General features: G+C 50.2%; 11 protein-coding genes. 3 read left to right on the top strand and 8 right to left on the bottom strand.

Annotated features, from left to right (window positions below; translation table 11 throughout):
* Positions 1–56: 56 nt before the first annotated feature.
* The 5 genes from BQ6873_RS15850 to BQ6873_RS15830 form a co-directional block, all read right to left on the bottom strand.
* A complete protein-coding gene (locus BQ6873_RS15850) occupies positions 57–356 on the bottom strand; it encodes a hypothetical protein (RefSeq protein ID WP_231949370.1) in 300 nt (99 codons plus the stop codon).
* A 230-nt stretch (positions 357–586) separates the two neighbouring features.
* Entirely contained in the window at positions 587–3055 is a 2469-nt protein-coding gene (locus BQ6873_RS15845; protein WP_076593524.1) for an acetamidase/formamidase family protein, read from the bottom strand.
* A gap of 281 nt (positions 3056–3336) precedes the next feature.
* The gene (locus tag BQ6873_RS15840) at positions 3337–3528 is read right to left on the bottom strand and encodes a DUF1427 family protein (RefSeq protein WP_076593523.1); all 192 of its coding nucleotides are present in this window, start codon (positions 3526–3528) and stop codon (positions 3337–3339) included.
* A gap of 38 nt (positions 3529–3566) precedes the next feature.
* Positions 3567–3779 (bottom strand): XapX domain-containing protein, encoded by a 213-nt coding sequence (locus BQ6873_RS15835; protein WP_076593522.1) that lies wholly within the window; start codon positions 3777–3779, stop codon positions 3567–3569.
* A 200-nt stretch (positions 3780–3979) separates the two neighbouring features.
* Positions 3980–5410: an acetamidase/formamidase family protein gene (locus BQ6873_RS15830; RefSeq protein ID WP_076593521.1), complete on the bottom strand. Its 1431-nt coding sequence runs from the start codon at positions 5408–5410 to the stop codon at positions 3980–3982.
* A gap of 476 nt (positions 5411–5886) precedes the next feature.
* Here BQ6873_RS15830 and BQ6873_RS15820 point away from each other — a divergent pair, with 476 nt between their 5' ends.
* The 3 genes from BQ6873_RS15820 to BQ6873_RS15810 all read left to right on the top strand — a co-directional run bounded on the left by BQ6873_RS15820 (position 5887) and on the right by BQ6873_RS15810 (position 10726).
* Positions 5887–7581, top strand: coding sequence for a FecR domain-containing protein (locus BQ6873_RS15820; protein ID WP_231949367.1), 1695 nt, complete (start codon positions 5887–5889; stop codon positions 7579–7581).
* A gap of 103 nt (positions 7582–7684) precedes the next feature.
* On the top strand, positions 7685–9985 hold the full coding sequence (locus BQ6873_RS15815) for a CHASE2 domain-containing protein (protein WP_162274199.1): 2301 nt from the start codon (positions 7685–7687) through the stop codon (positions 9983–9985).
* 33 nt (positions 9986–10018) lie between these two features.
* Positions 10019–10726, top strand: coding sequence for a response regulator transcription factor (locus BQ6873_RS15810; RefSeq protein ID WP_076593517.1), 708 nt, complete (start codon positions 10019–10021; stop codon positions 10724–10726).
* A 15-nt stretch (positions 10727–10741) separates the two neighbouring features.
* Here the strand turns inward: BQ6873_RS15810 and BQ6873_RS15805 are convergent, their stop codons facing one another.
* From BQ6873_RS15805 to BQ6873_RS15795, 3 genes are read right to left on the bottom strand one after another with little or no spacing between them, the layout of a single operon-like run.
* The gene (locus tag BQ6873_RS15805; RefSeq protein WP_076593516.1) at positions 10742–11533 is read right to left on the bottom strand and encodes a ChbG/HpnK family deacetylase; all 792 of its coding nucleotides are present in this window, start codon (positions 11531–11533) and stop codon (positions 10742–10744) included.
* Between the two features lie 18 nt (positions 11534–11551).
* Positions 11552–11962 carry a GtrA family protein gene (locus BQ6873_RS15800; RefSeq protein ID WP_083664487.1) on the bottom strand — a complete coding sequence of 137 codons (411 nt, stop codon included), beginning with the start codon at positions 11960–11962 and terminating at the stop codon, positions 11552–11554.
* Positions 11953–12957, bottom strand: a complete 1005-nt coding sequence (locus BQ6873_RS15795; protein ID WP_076593515.1) for a glycosyltransferase family 2 protein — start codon at positions 12955–12957, stop codon at positions 11953–11955. The genes BQ6873_RS15800 and BQ6873_RS15795 overlap by 10 nt, the downstream gene beginning before the upstream one ends.
* Positions 12958–13136: the final 179 nt, after the last annotated feature.

The following is a 13136-nucleotide window of genomic DNA, read 5'->3' as shown; positions in this document are numbered from 1 at the left end:
AAAGACGAACGCCAACCACGGCACAATGCCGGTCAGCGAAACAACTGGGGGTTAAATCAAATGCGGAGTCGTTGCGTTCGGAGATAAGGCGGGTCTACGCCTAATTCCAGAGGAGCGTCTGTCCAGGCTGAAGCCAGAACGGCAGGAACAACCGGCAGAGATGCCGGCATGATGAATGAAACAATGGTTGGTGTCAGCGAAGGTGCTGTTGCTAGATGTTCAAGTGCCAATTCAACACCTGACTGCTGTTCAGCGCAATGAACGGGTTTCTCGACATCCATTCCTGCGCATGGCATATCCCCCATCGCCATCTCTTGCATAGGCACCATAGTCTGCGGGCAGACGTACGCAGCCATCGCTATTCCTGAAGTCAGAACAGTCATGACTAGGAAGCAAGCAATTAAACGGCAAAAGGATGAAAAGGAATGGCGCATCAGGAATGCTCAATAAATTGCTTGCAAGTGTAGCTCAAATTATGGACTTGAGACAAAGTGCCAAATTTAAGATGTTCTAGCACTGCAAGACTAGCTTCACCGTACGAATGAATGGCTAAATTAATATGAATATTCCGCAATCATCAAGCCCACTACAACTGTGGCGCATCATCGGCACGCATGTCAGCGAATATGGACTTCCGTATGATCGCGTGCACGCCCCAGTTGCCATTGACTACCTGTGTCACACCAAAATCAACTGCGACTGAAATCAGGGAAATGGCTTCATCTTCAGTCAGCTTATGTGCAGTCATCAGGTAACGACGCGTTTTTCGAAATGCATCTCGCATCGCCAAATCCAATGTCGCCTTGTTATATACGTCAGTCTGGGCGTGCGGCCCTAATTGCACCAAGTGGTTGGCATAGCTAAATCCTTGAATGACCCATTCAGTTTCCGTCTCCAGGAAAGGATAGTCCAAGTCGTCAAAAAATCCGCCTTCCAAATCTTGTTTCTTGTGCAGCACAAGTTGAAACTTACCGCTCAATGAACATTCAATGGCCGTTCCACAAAGCTCGGAATCGCCTTGTGATGCATGAGGGTCACCAACCGAAAAAAGTGCTCCGTCTACTGCAACCGGTAAATAAAGCGTAGCGCCTTTGGTCGCGCGCCAGTTATCCAGATTCCCGCCAAAATAACTGGGTGGCACAGAGTCCAGAGGCTCATCCTGCGCAGGCGCTACAGCCAGTACGCCAAAATGAGGACGCACCGGGATACGGGCGTTCTTGAGCACTTCGAAATTTTTGACGATAGTGTCGTGATCTACCGGCACGCCTGGGTAATCGATCGTTTCATGTACGACGCCGAAAGGATCTGTTTGCGGTGTCCAGCGGAAGTTATAAACAGCCTTGGCGCAGCTACCGTGATCCGCATCCAGAATTTCATAAATGGTGATGACTTCGCGCGGCTTGGGCTCAGTCAATAGATCGTGATAATGAAAGCCCCACCATGAGGCAGCGTTACTGCCAAATGACTGACCGGCATGATCCGGACTCGCACTGGGTCGCGGCATGACGTCAAGAATGCGTATCTCCAGAACGTCACCAGGTTCAGCATTTTTTACATAGACCGGGCCGGTACATATATGAACGCCGAAACCCTCACCCGCACCACGTCCAAAAATAGAAGCATTCACAGGACCAGCGCCCCTGCGATCTATCGCCTTTCTATCCTTATCCCAAAAGAAGATACTTTCAGCACCAGGGTCGCCCTTGATCATGCGCTCGTAATCATCGTAGGCATGTTGGGTCACCGTTTCTATCGTGACAAAATCTCCGGAATTGACCGAGAGTATCGGCTTGATCAATTGGCTGAAATAACCCCAATGCACGGTTTTGTCGGAAGCCGGGATGTAGTAATGAGTACTAGCTGCGCCGCCGTTACTCGACTCAGCTTCAGGATCAGATGCAGTTGAACGTTTGGGTGTCAGTGCGAGTGCTGTTTCTATCAGAGCGGCTTCAACCAATACTTCGGCAAAGCGCGCACTGCGCGTCAATTCGCCATCAGGCGCCAAGACCTTGCTATGAATTAAAGCAACGGAATCGTCACCTTTATGCGTTGAAGCAGTACCAGGACTGCCACGTTGCGGATAGCTCTTCGCAACAACACGCGGTTGCGCTCGATATGTCTTCGGCGACACACCAAATTCAAGATGGAAAGCACGGCTGAAATTTGCCGCATCATTGAAACCCCAGCGAAAACACAATTCCGAAATCGTTAGATGTTTGAGAGACTTGTTGGATAAATCAATCCGACAACGATCCAGGCGTCGCTTCTTTACATATTCCCCAAAAGTTGTACCTGCCGAGGCAAATAGCTTTTGAAGATAGCGAGCGGATAATTGTTCAGATCGCGCAATATCAACCGCAGAAAGATCCGGGTCCGTCAATCTTGCTTCAATGGTTCTACAGATGCGTCTTAAATGGTTAAGCTGCATCGAGGTCGAATGCTCACCATCGTCTTCATCTTTGTGCGCCAAACTCGCTACAAACATCGCGCTCAGTGCGCCTTCCATTTGCTCCAAATCTTCCGGATCAAGTGAAGTGAGCTGCAAGGTAATCGCCTTTACAAACTCAAACGCGATGTTGCCGATACCAGATGCCGAAGAGATCTTGCAAATGTCCGTCTTGCCGGTGTGCATCAGCCTGGATATGAAGTTGGCCTTCTCCAAACGAATCACACAGGCGCGAAATGCAGAATTGAGCTCCAGCCTCCATTTACGGGATGAGTCCAGAAGATAAATATCCCCGGATGAAACTGTAGCCGTCTCGGCACCAACGTCAATTTGACCGACGCCATCAAATACCACGAATGCGGTCACAGAATCCGTACGCATGAGCATCGCCGGGTCACGCGCGGTAAAAGCTTGAGGAGATGCGTTCAGCGTACTAAAGACAGAACCAGACTGAGAGACGCCGAAGGTGATGTAGCCCACTAGAGAAGCTTTGTTTTTGTTTGATATCTCTGATGTCAATGCAAGACTGACAAGCGCATTCTGCCACGCGGCCTCACGCAGCTCCACCGGAAACGCGTCAGTAGAAAATGTATGCGCATCAACATGCATGTTGGACCTTTCCTTATCAATCTCCCCTCGCAATACTAGGGCAACTGACACCTGAGAATCCAGCTTTATCATGTCGAGGCTACATATTTTTTAATACAAACCTAAAGAATGCTCCCGAAGTTTTAGCAGACTGTCATTCAAAGCTGTCATGCACGCATACATGTTTAGCTCTATTTTTCGTCCAGCCTTTTCTCCGGAAGCACAAATACCATTTTGTTTTTAGCGTAGTACGTAAGAATCATGTGTATAAAAACGTGGCGCGCATACGCCACGGATATTAATTACACAAACGCCAGTTGACCACGCAATGCGGCAACAAAAACAAAACCGATGAAGGTACCAAGAATGGCAAAAATGCCACCCAGAACGTTAGGTGCCGGAATCGGTGCGCGTACTGAGGTATAGATCAATCCGGTAACAAGCCCGACGCAAGACGCCAGAATTTCGGTTTGACCAAAGCCAATTTCAACCATGAGTGTCTCCTGTTTTCTTTAAATGGTGATTGCGGTTTTTAATTGTTCTTCGGGCGACCGAATACAACCGCTTTGCGCAGACGCTGCACGATCAGGTAACCAATGTAGGTAAAGATGATCGCAAAAATTCCACCCAGGACCGGTGGCGCAGGGATAGGCAAGCTCAGCCATGAATACAGAGTTCCCGTGATCAGGCCAACGACCAATGCCACGATTTCATTTCTGCCGACATAAACGTGTTCAGGTTTCATTTCTATTTCTCCTCCAAGGTGATAGGCCAACATTGCTGCCTAAAATTTTGAAACTAGCCAGCCAGCTCTTCGACAGCTTTTAAGAATTCCCTGTGTGCGATTTTTTGTCGCAGGAAAATCTATGCTTTTGTTTTGAAGAGCTAGCGCTTGAATTTTTAAAATGTGCTGACGGTTTTCCCCGTCAGCACAGCATCCAGCGATTACTTAGGGAAGATGGCTTTCTTGATGATGGCGTGCACGCCCCAGTTACCGTCAACGACTTGCGTAATACCAAAGTCGACTGAAACCGAGATCAGAGAAATAGCCTCATCTTCAGAAAGATTGCGCGTATCCATGAAGAAACGACGCGTTTTGTTGAAGGCATCGGTCATTGCGCTATCGAGAGAAGATTTTTTCAGCATCTCCGCACCAGCGTCCCCGCTATCAGCAAACTCCTTGAGATAGTTGGCGCTACTGAAGCCGTGAACAATCAGTTCGCTTGCTGTTTCAAGCAGAGGGTAGTCCAGGCCATAGAGTTTCGTTCCTGGCAGATCTGCTTTCTTGTGCACGATGAACTGGAACAAGCCAGTCAACGAACACTCAATCGCCGTACCGCACAGTTCCGCATCACCTTGCGATGCATGTGGATCGCCCACCGAGAACATTGCACCTGGAACTACTACCGGGAAGAATGCAGTTGCGCCCTTACCCATACGCCAGTTGTCGAAATTACCGCCGCTGTAGCTAGGGATAATGGAAGAAACCATATCCGCTTCGACTGGTGCCACGCCGATCATGCCAAAGTGCGGACGCACAGGGATTTCATAACCCTTGAGAATGTCGTAGTTCGGTTTGATCGTGCTCTTGTCGACTGGCACACCTGGGTAGTCGATGATCGGATGCACAGTGCCAAACGGGTCAGTTTGCGGCGTCCAACGGTAGTTATAAACCGCCTTGGCCCAAGTCTGCTCGCTGGTCGCATCCACTTCATAAATAGTGATGACTTCGCGCCCTTTAGGCTCGGTAACCAAATTGTTGTAGTGGAAGCCCCAGTTACTGGCGACGTTGGAGCCGAAGGTCTTGCCGCGGTAATCAGGATTACCCGATGGACGTTGCATGGTGTCGATGATGCGCACTTCGAGCACGTCGCCCGGTTCAGCGCCATTGACATAAATAGGACCGGTGCAGACATGCACGCCAAGGCCGCCGCCAGCACCCAATGGATCATCCATCGCACCTGCGCCACGACGATCCACTGCCTTGCTATTCGCATCCCATTGGAAAATGCTTTCAGCACCAGGATCGCCTTTGACCATGCGATCGATATCGTCGTTGGAGTGATGCGTAACCGTTTCTATCGTGGCGTAATCGCCGGATTCCAGCTTCAGCAGCGGCGCCATCGTTTTGCTGAAGTAGCCCCAATGAATGGTTTTGTTGTTGGCCGGAACGTAATAGTGGCTAACGTTCTCACCGGCTTTTTTCGAAGGCAGCGCACGCTCGGTAACGCCTGCCAGTCCCGCTGTACCAGCGGTTGGCGCACCGCCGATAGCGGCGCGTAAGCTCTGACGCGCTTCCTTGAACTCACCCATCAAGTCGGCGTCGTTCAAATGTGAAAAGTGATTACATCCTGTACTACAAATATGCTCTGACATAAGGTCTCCAGTCTCTCCAAATCCCTCCTTGTTGGGGGGTCTGTCGGGATTATAGGAGTGCCCTAATTTCGAAGTTTGTTCGTCAGCGCCCTATTTGTTGTAAATTCCTGTCGGCTAAAAATTCGGCACATCCGGTGATCTACACCACCAGAAATACGCAGTTCACTTGCGCGTAATTAATTGTTTTTTTGGCATTTCACACCCCAATCAGGTCAATTACCTTTTCTGAGCAAATCTGACATTGCTACCCCGGAACATATCAAAGCCGCTAAGATGCAAGCATATACAGCGTATTTCCAGCTACTTCGCATCCCGCTACAAGCCTTATATAAAGCATACGTGGGCAAAGCTGTATCGTATTTGCAAATGTTAACGTTTGTTTTCTTCACCGCATTTTTGATGCCATCTATAATTTCCGAGATTAAAAAACCCCTGAGTATTGTCGGATTTTAGAAAGCATCTTTACAAGGCAAGAAGTGTCAAAGACTATAGCCAGTATGCTGCTGTCCCTTGCGATCAGTTCATCCGCATACGCCCAACTCCCCACCGCCCATCCAAGCAATATTCAAACGACCCGAGATGGCGTCATGTATTCGGTTTCTCAAAACGAAACCTTGTCCAGCATTTCGCAAAAATTTACCGGGCATATTAAAAACTGGCGGGCTATCGGCCTAGCGAACCAGATCGATAACGACAGGACTATTCCCATCGGTCGCAAGGTGTTGATCCCGACCAGATTACTCACACCGATCTCCGTCTTTGCCAAAGTTAACAGCTTTTTTGGCGAAGTCGTCATTCGTGCTCAGGACGGCAGCAACATTGAAACAAGAATAGGCACGCTATTGAAAGAAGGCGATACGCTGACTACTTTAGCGAACAGCTTCATTTCACTCATGCTGGACGATGGGACGCAATTTACCTTGCCGCCTAACAGTGCGATCAGCCTCAAATTACTGCGCGCAACGCAATATACAGACAGCCCCAAGACGCAAATTTTTCTGCAAAAAGGACGTGTGGAATCGCATGTCACACCGTTCAATCGGCCGGAAAGCAGATATGAAGTCATTAGCCCGCTTGCCGTATCTGGCGTGCGTGGTACCAACTTCCGTGTCACTGCCGATACAAATAAAGTCTTGAATGAAGTCATTGAAGGCAAGGTAGCCGTCGAACAAAACACGGTAAAAACCAAACCCAGCAAACAACTACTCGCAGCTGGCTATGGCGCGATTGTAGAAAATGGACGCGTCCACAAACCCGTAGCCTTACTTGCAGCACCTACACTACTTGACGGTTATCAGGAACAACGACGCTTGCCGATTCAGTTTGCACTCTCGCACCCGGCTGCCACAGCTTTCCATGTCACCATTTCCATCGATGCCGCTGGGCAAAACAATATTGCAGAAACCCACGTCAACAGTACAAACGGCAAAGCAACAGCCAAAGTAGAAAATCTGGAAGACGGCGATTACTTTGTACGCTACAGCGCATTGGATGCTTCAGGTCTGGAAGGCTTATCTAGCATTCAGCCCTTCCGCGTCAATGCACGTCCATTCCCTCCCTTCCTGTTGCAACCAGGTGCCAAATCTCAAGGCATAGGACAAAACGACCGCATTCCAGTCACCATGCAATGGTCGCAAGTAAGCGGCGTCTCTGATTACCGCCTGCAAGTTGCCACTGACGCCACATTCGGCGCTATCGTCGTCGATCAAAACACCAGCGCTGCTGACCAATCTGTAGCGATGCTGGCATCAGGCACTTATTACTGGCGCGTGGCATCCATCATCAAAAATGGCAACGAACAGAAACAAGGCCCATACGGCGATGCCAAGAAACTGGAGGTGATACAAGGACTGGCAGCCCCTGTCGCCAACATCCATCAGAAAGATATCCACTTCTCATGGAGTGCGGCCCCCGGACAACGCTTTACCTTCCAGGTTGCCGATACGCCTGCTTTCACAAAGCTGCTACACAATATCGAGACCACACAAGCTGAAACTTCCATCCCGCGTCTGGATGCCGGCATCTATTACGCCCGCGTGCGCAGTACCGATGCAGATGGATTTGTTGGCACGTTCTCGCCAGCACAAAAATTTGCCATCCAGATGCAGTGGACCTCTGGCGACGGCAGTCCGGTAGAGTCACTTGGTCAGCCGATAGGTACGAATTTCTGACTCTCCTTTCAATGGATTGCCCCCTCGATAAGCCTTCATGATGCCTAAGCCGCGTACCATTCGATCTCCATTAAGAAAAGAATGGCGCATTTTTCTATTGCTCATGCTGCTTCTGGCTGCCTTGCTGGGATATGAAAATGGGCTGGGTCAGGCTGATCGCTTCATTTACGATAATCTGGTCAAGGCAACGCAACGTCCCGCGCCGTCTCAAATCGTCATCATCGCCATCGATGAATTCAGCATCGCCTCTTTAGGTCGCTGGCCATGGCAACGTCACACCCATGCACAATTGCTCGACATCCTGACTAAAGCAAAAGCCAAGGCAGTCGGCATGGACATCATCTTTTCCGAACCGCAATACATATCGAATGATGATGCCTTGCTTGCCAACGCCATTGCCAACAACAAACGAACTGTATTACCGGTACTAATTGAGCGCACTGCGTCCGGCTTGCAAGCTACCCTGCCACTGCCCGCATTCAAAAAAGCGGCGAATGGCCTTGGACATATTCACTTCACATTCGAAGCAGACGGCGTTGTAAGGGGTGTTTACCTGCAGGAAAATCTGCATGGCCTCTCATGGCCGCAATTTGCACTGGCGGTATTTGATGCTGCACAAAGTAATGAACACACAGGAAAATCTGCACTCATCAATGCCAATACCTTGGCGAGCAGAAACAATCACGATGTTTTGCGCGATATTCTGCAAGGCGATTATCTGGAACGCATTCCATACACAGGTGGCCCCGGCCATTTCAAAACAGTTTCCTACATTGATGTCTTGTCGGGGAAAATCCCCGCCAGCTTCTTCACCGATAAATATGTATTGATAGGTGCGACGGTTGCCGGTATTGCCTCGACATTTTCCACACCTGTTACCACCGATCATGAGGCCATGTCTGGTGTCGAGATCAATGCCAATATTCTGGCGGGCCTGATTGAAGACCGCAGCATACACAACGCAGCGCGCTGGCAAACCATCTTGTTCACGCTGCTCTCTACATCGTTAGCCCTGCTGGCCTGCCGCTACTTCTCTCCGTTTGGTGCGCTAGGATTGACGCTGTTTCTCGTCAGTCTGATCAGCGTCCTGACCTACGGTGCATTTTTGCAAGAACTATGGATACCGCCTAGTGCGGCAGTCTTGATGGTCATCATTGTGTATCCGCTCTGGAGTTGGCGCCGACTGGAAGCGGCACTGTCTTTCCTGAGTGAAGAATTTGCCCGCTTGAACCAAACAACGCCCATGGTCTTGCGACATGCAAGTGAGTCGGTACGCTTCAAGAATTCCGATTATCTGGACAAGCAAATTTCCGCCATACGCATCGCGGCCAATCGCTCACGCGATATGCATCAATTTGTCATCGACAACCTCAACAGCATGCCGGATGCGACCTTGGTGTTATCGCAAACCGGCGAACTATTGATGTACAACCGTATCGCACGCGAATATTTCGTGACACTCGGCTTAGATGGATCACAGACACCAACACTGGAAACGATTTTTTCCAATTTCGATGCTCCGCCAGAGATCAATGCAAAGCGTACGACATGGCGTGTAGCCTTGCTGCATTCCACACCGGGCAATACCGCAGTAGAAATTGAAACGCGCGATATCAACAAGCGCGAATTCCTGATCAAGTCCGCACCATCGCGCATGACAGATGGTTCGATGTTGGGATGGATAGTCTCGCTGATCGATGTCACTTCGCTCAGAGCAGCGGAACGACGCCGTGAAGAAAGCTTGAACTTCATCTCGCACGATATGCGGGTACCGCAATCGTCGATTCTGGCCTTGATCCAACTGCAAAGAAATCCGAGTACTGCATTTGCCATTCCAGAATTCCTCAGCCGCATTGAGAAATCGGTAGAAACCACGCTCAATCTTGCCGATGATTTTGTCCATCTGGCCAAGGCAGAATCGCAGTCGTATCAATTGCAGGACACTAATTTTTCTTCACTGCTGGCAGAGGCTGCCGATGACATGTGGGCATTTGCACATAGCAAGTCCATCACCATCGTCGTCGATGCCGATGAAGTGGAAAATTGCTGGCTCAATGTTGATCGCTCTCTCTTGATACGTGCCCTCGGCAACCTACTGTCGAACGCAATCAAATTCAGCCCGCAAGGTTCACAAATCATCTGTCGCGCCAAACCGCTGCATACCGAAGCCGGCAGCCATGTGGTTTGTAATATTAGTGATCACGGCAAGGGAATAGCCGAAGCAGAGTACAGCGCTATTTTTTCGCCCTTCCTGCGCGCTGATGAGCAGGATCGTGATGGCGTTGGACTCGGACTGGCTTTTGTCAAAATGGTGGTCGAACGTCACAACGGCACCATTGCAGTAGCAAGCACCGTCGGCAAGGGCAGCACTTTCACGATCACGCTGCCATGCGTCATCGGTTAATACATTTACAAAAACAGAACTAGAGAGCAAGCAATGAGAATAGCGTCACTGGAAGATGATCCGATCGAATCACAACTCATCCATCAGGTGATTACTGATGCAGGCCATGAATGCACTTCTTTCGCTGACGGCAAGTCATTGATCAATGCACTGCAGAGCCAGACTTTCGACATCCTGGTGCTGGATTGGCATTTGCCCGATATGACAGGCAAGGATGTCATTGAATGGGTCAGAAAACACGTAGGCGAAAACGTGATCGTGATGTTCCTCACCAATCGCGTGCTGGAAGAAAACATTGTGGCCGGCTTGATGGCAGGTGCCGATGATTACATGACCAAGCCTATACGCGAAGCAGAGCTGTCTGCCCGTATTCATGCTTTATCGAAACGCATCCGTCGTGTATCGGAGGCAGGTGCCGCAGTAGCAGCGCCTCAGGTCACCACGATAGAAGCTGGCATTTTCCACTTCGATCTATTGAGAAAGACTGCGACGATACGCGGCGAAGCGGTTGATTTGAAACCGAAGGAATTTGATATCGCAGCACTCTTTTTCCAGAATATCGGACAACTGATTTCCAGAGAAAGAATCATGGAAGACGTGTGGGGACGCGAGTTGATGATGACTTCACGCACGCTGGATACGCACATGTCGCAAGTCAGAACCAAGTTGCAACTCAAGCTGGATAACAATGTGCGACTGACGACGGTGTACACCATCGGCTACCGTCTCGATACTTTCTGATTCTTGCGGATATTCTCAGGCGATGCTGGATAGCCGTGCCAGTTTAAGTTGCGCAGCTGCCAGCATGTCCAGATATTCCTGCGAACGGAAGAAGTGATATTCAACGACGCGTTGCTGTGCAATCGCATCATCGGGATACGGCTCTGTTGCCGGATGACACATGATCAACATGCCCGGCTGCGCTGCATCCAGCCAGCCCTTGAAACAAACCCCATAGTCAGCTCTATCAAAACCATATACGCCGGCAAAACCGTGATTGCTGGCAATGCCTGATATCTTCAAGCCCGCCGCCAAATCCTCGCCACCCAGATATTTCAGAATTTGTGGTTTGCCACGCCATGCCGGATTGGCCGGTACGGTATTACGCACCCAGAGCGGATGCCCTGCGTAACGGCGCTTGATCACTTGCAACAATATCTGCCGCACACCCGGCAACTGATGCACATGCTGATGCCCGTCAATAAAATCAGGCGGTTGGCCGTATCCCGCTTCGAACGCATCCAGTTGTCGCTCCAGCTCGTCCTGTACGCGATCCGCATTCATACCCTTTAACAAGCTGCGCAAAATGACCGCATGCAAACTAGGCATCTTCGTCTGACCAAAACCTTCTGTCAGATTGAAATGCAAACCGATATCGGCTTGTCCTTTACGCTCACGCAATGCCGGTGCCGCCGTTTGCTGCCAGCTTGGCGACGTACTGAAGCAACTGACTGCACTTAAACGGCCAAACGCCAACAGATCGAGTATGCCGGCATCGATACCAGGATTCTGCGCGTAATCATCAGAACAAAGTGCAATCGGTGTCATGGTGTTTTTTTATGATTTTCAGGAATGTGCAGCGTGACGGAAGGCCCATAGTTTGCTCAAGACATACGTCATGACTGCAACCGTAAAGACCACCAGCGCCAATGCCACGTAATACGGCAAACCCACGTAACGTAACAACAAGTAAAACAGCAACTGATTCATGCAGAAGCCCAACACCGCCACCGCAAGAAAACGCAGGAAAGATGGATGATCGCCATCCGCATGAGAAGCCACCGCATCGGAAAACGTCCAGTGTCTATGACCGAAATAACTGACCCAGAACGCCACGATAAAACCACCTACATTCGCATGCAAAGGTGCAATATGCGCCAACTCCACCAGGCCGATCACGACCCAGTAATGCACGGCTGCAGCTGTCAGGCCAACTATGCCAAAGCGCAGCACCCGCAGCAATTCCATCAAGCGCATGGCGGCGCGTCTTTATCAGTAGTCGTTACCGGACCGTTATTGATATCGTGCGCGACAACATAAAGAGGACGCTTCTTGACTTCATCATAGACGCGACCAAGGTATTCACCCAGCACGCCGATGGAAATCAGTTGAATACCGGAAAAGAACATCAAACCCGCGGCCAAGGTAGACCAGCCCGGTACATCGTTACCGAACAATATAGACTCGCCGGCAATCCAGAACGCATAGAGTATGGCGATGATAGAAATTACGACACCGACCGCGCTCCAGATACGCAAAGGCAAGGTGGTAAATGCCGTCACACCGGCCAAGGCCAAACGGCTCAGGCTACGGTAGTTGAAACTCGATACGCCAGTCGCGCGATCAGCTGGCACAAACGGCAAGGCAATGCTGCTGAAACCAACCCAGGCGTACAAACCCTTCATGAAACGATTGCGTTCCGGCAACTGGCGCAAGGCATCGGCTACCTTCTTGTCCATCAAACGAAAATCGCCAGCATTGCGCGGAATCGTAATTGGCGAACCTGATTCCATCAATTGATAGAACATGCCTGTGCCCCAACGTTTCAGGCGCGATTCATTGCTGCGATCGCTGATGACGCCGTACACCATATCGATGCCGCTCTGCCACAGACGCGTCATTTCTGGCAGCAACTCCAGTGGATGCTGATAATCGCTATCCATCAAGATCACCGCGTCGCCCTGCGCAGCATCGATACCAGCCGACAACGCCGCTTCCTTGCCGAAATTGCGCGAGAAGCTGATATAGCGCAAGCCGCCCTCGCCCAGCAAGGACGCCATGACTTCGTCGGTATTGTCTTTGCTACCGTCATTGATGACGATAATCTCGTAACGCGTTGCAAACGTGGCAAGCGTTTTTCTCAAATCCCGCAAAAAGTCGGCCAGATGCGCCGCCTCGTTATAAGCCGGGATCACACAAGAGATCAGGGCATCGGTCGGGCGATTTTTCGGTAGTGCGGTCACTGTCACCATGAGAAAAACCTTTCTGGTTTGAATTGCGAAGCCACTTCCGGTTCAGCGAAAATCAAGGATATATGCATGGTTACGCGGCAAAAATTTCGTAGGTCATCTGACCAGCGATTATAATTCACCGCCACTGTATGCGATTGCTAAACTGGAATAGTTTCCACGCCAGACATACACCACTACTC

This window comes from Herminiimonas arsenitoxidans (assembly GCF_900130075.1).
GTDB classification, from domain to species: domain Bacteria; phylum Pseudomonadota; class Gammaproteobacteria; order Burkholderiales; family Burkholderiaceae_D; genus Oxalicibacterium; species Oxalicibacterium arsenitoxidans.
The sequence above is the reverse complement of the archived record's forward strand: the minus strand, read 5'-3'. Positions and strand labels throughout refer to the sequence as shown.

Bases quoted from the DNA above. Each gene is read 5' to 3' on its own strand.
- BQ6873_RS15795 (WP_076593515.1), bottom strand. From the start codon at position 12,957: ATGGTGACAGTGACCGCACTACCGAAAAATCGCCCGACCGATGCCCTG.
- BQ6873_RS15835 (WP_076593522.1), bottom strand. From the start codon at position 3,779: ATGAAACCTGAACACGTTTATGTCGGCAGAAATGAAATCGTGGCATTG.
- BQ6873_RS15810 (WP_076593517.1), top strand. From the start codon at position 10,019: ATGAGAATAGCGTCACTGGAAGATGATCCGATCGAATCACAACTCATC.
- BQ6873_RS15830 (WP_076593521.1), bottom strand. From the start codon at position 5,410: ATGTCAGAGCATATTTGTAGTACAGGATGTAATCACTTTTCACATTTG.
- BQ6873_RS15850 (WP_231949370.1), bottom strand. From the start codon at position 356: ATGGCTGCGTACGTCTGCCCGCAGACTATGGTGCCTATGCAAGAGATG.
- BQ6873_RS15800 (WP_083664487.1), bottom strand. From the start codon at position 11,962: ATGCGCTTGATGGAATTGCTGCGGGTGCTGCGCTTTGGCATAGTTGGC.
- BQ6873_RS15845 (WP_076593524.1), bottom strand. From the start codon at position 3,055: ATGCATGTTGATGCGCATACATTTTCTACTGACGCGTTTCCGGTGGAG.
- BQ6873_RS15815 (WP_162274199.1), top strand. From the start codon at position 7,685: ATGCTGCTTCTGGCTGCCTTGCTGGGATATGAAAATGGGCTGGGTCAG.
- BQ6873_RS15805 (WP_076593516.1), bottom strand. From the start codon at position 11,533: ATGACACCGATTGCACTTTGTTCTGATGATTACGCGCAGAATCCTGGT.
- BQ6873_RS15840 (WP_076593523.1), bottom strand. From the start codon at position 3,528: ATGGTTGAAATTGGCTTTGGTCAAACCGAAATTCTGGCGTCTTGCGTC.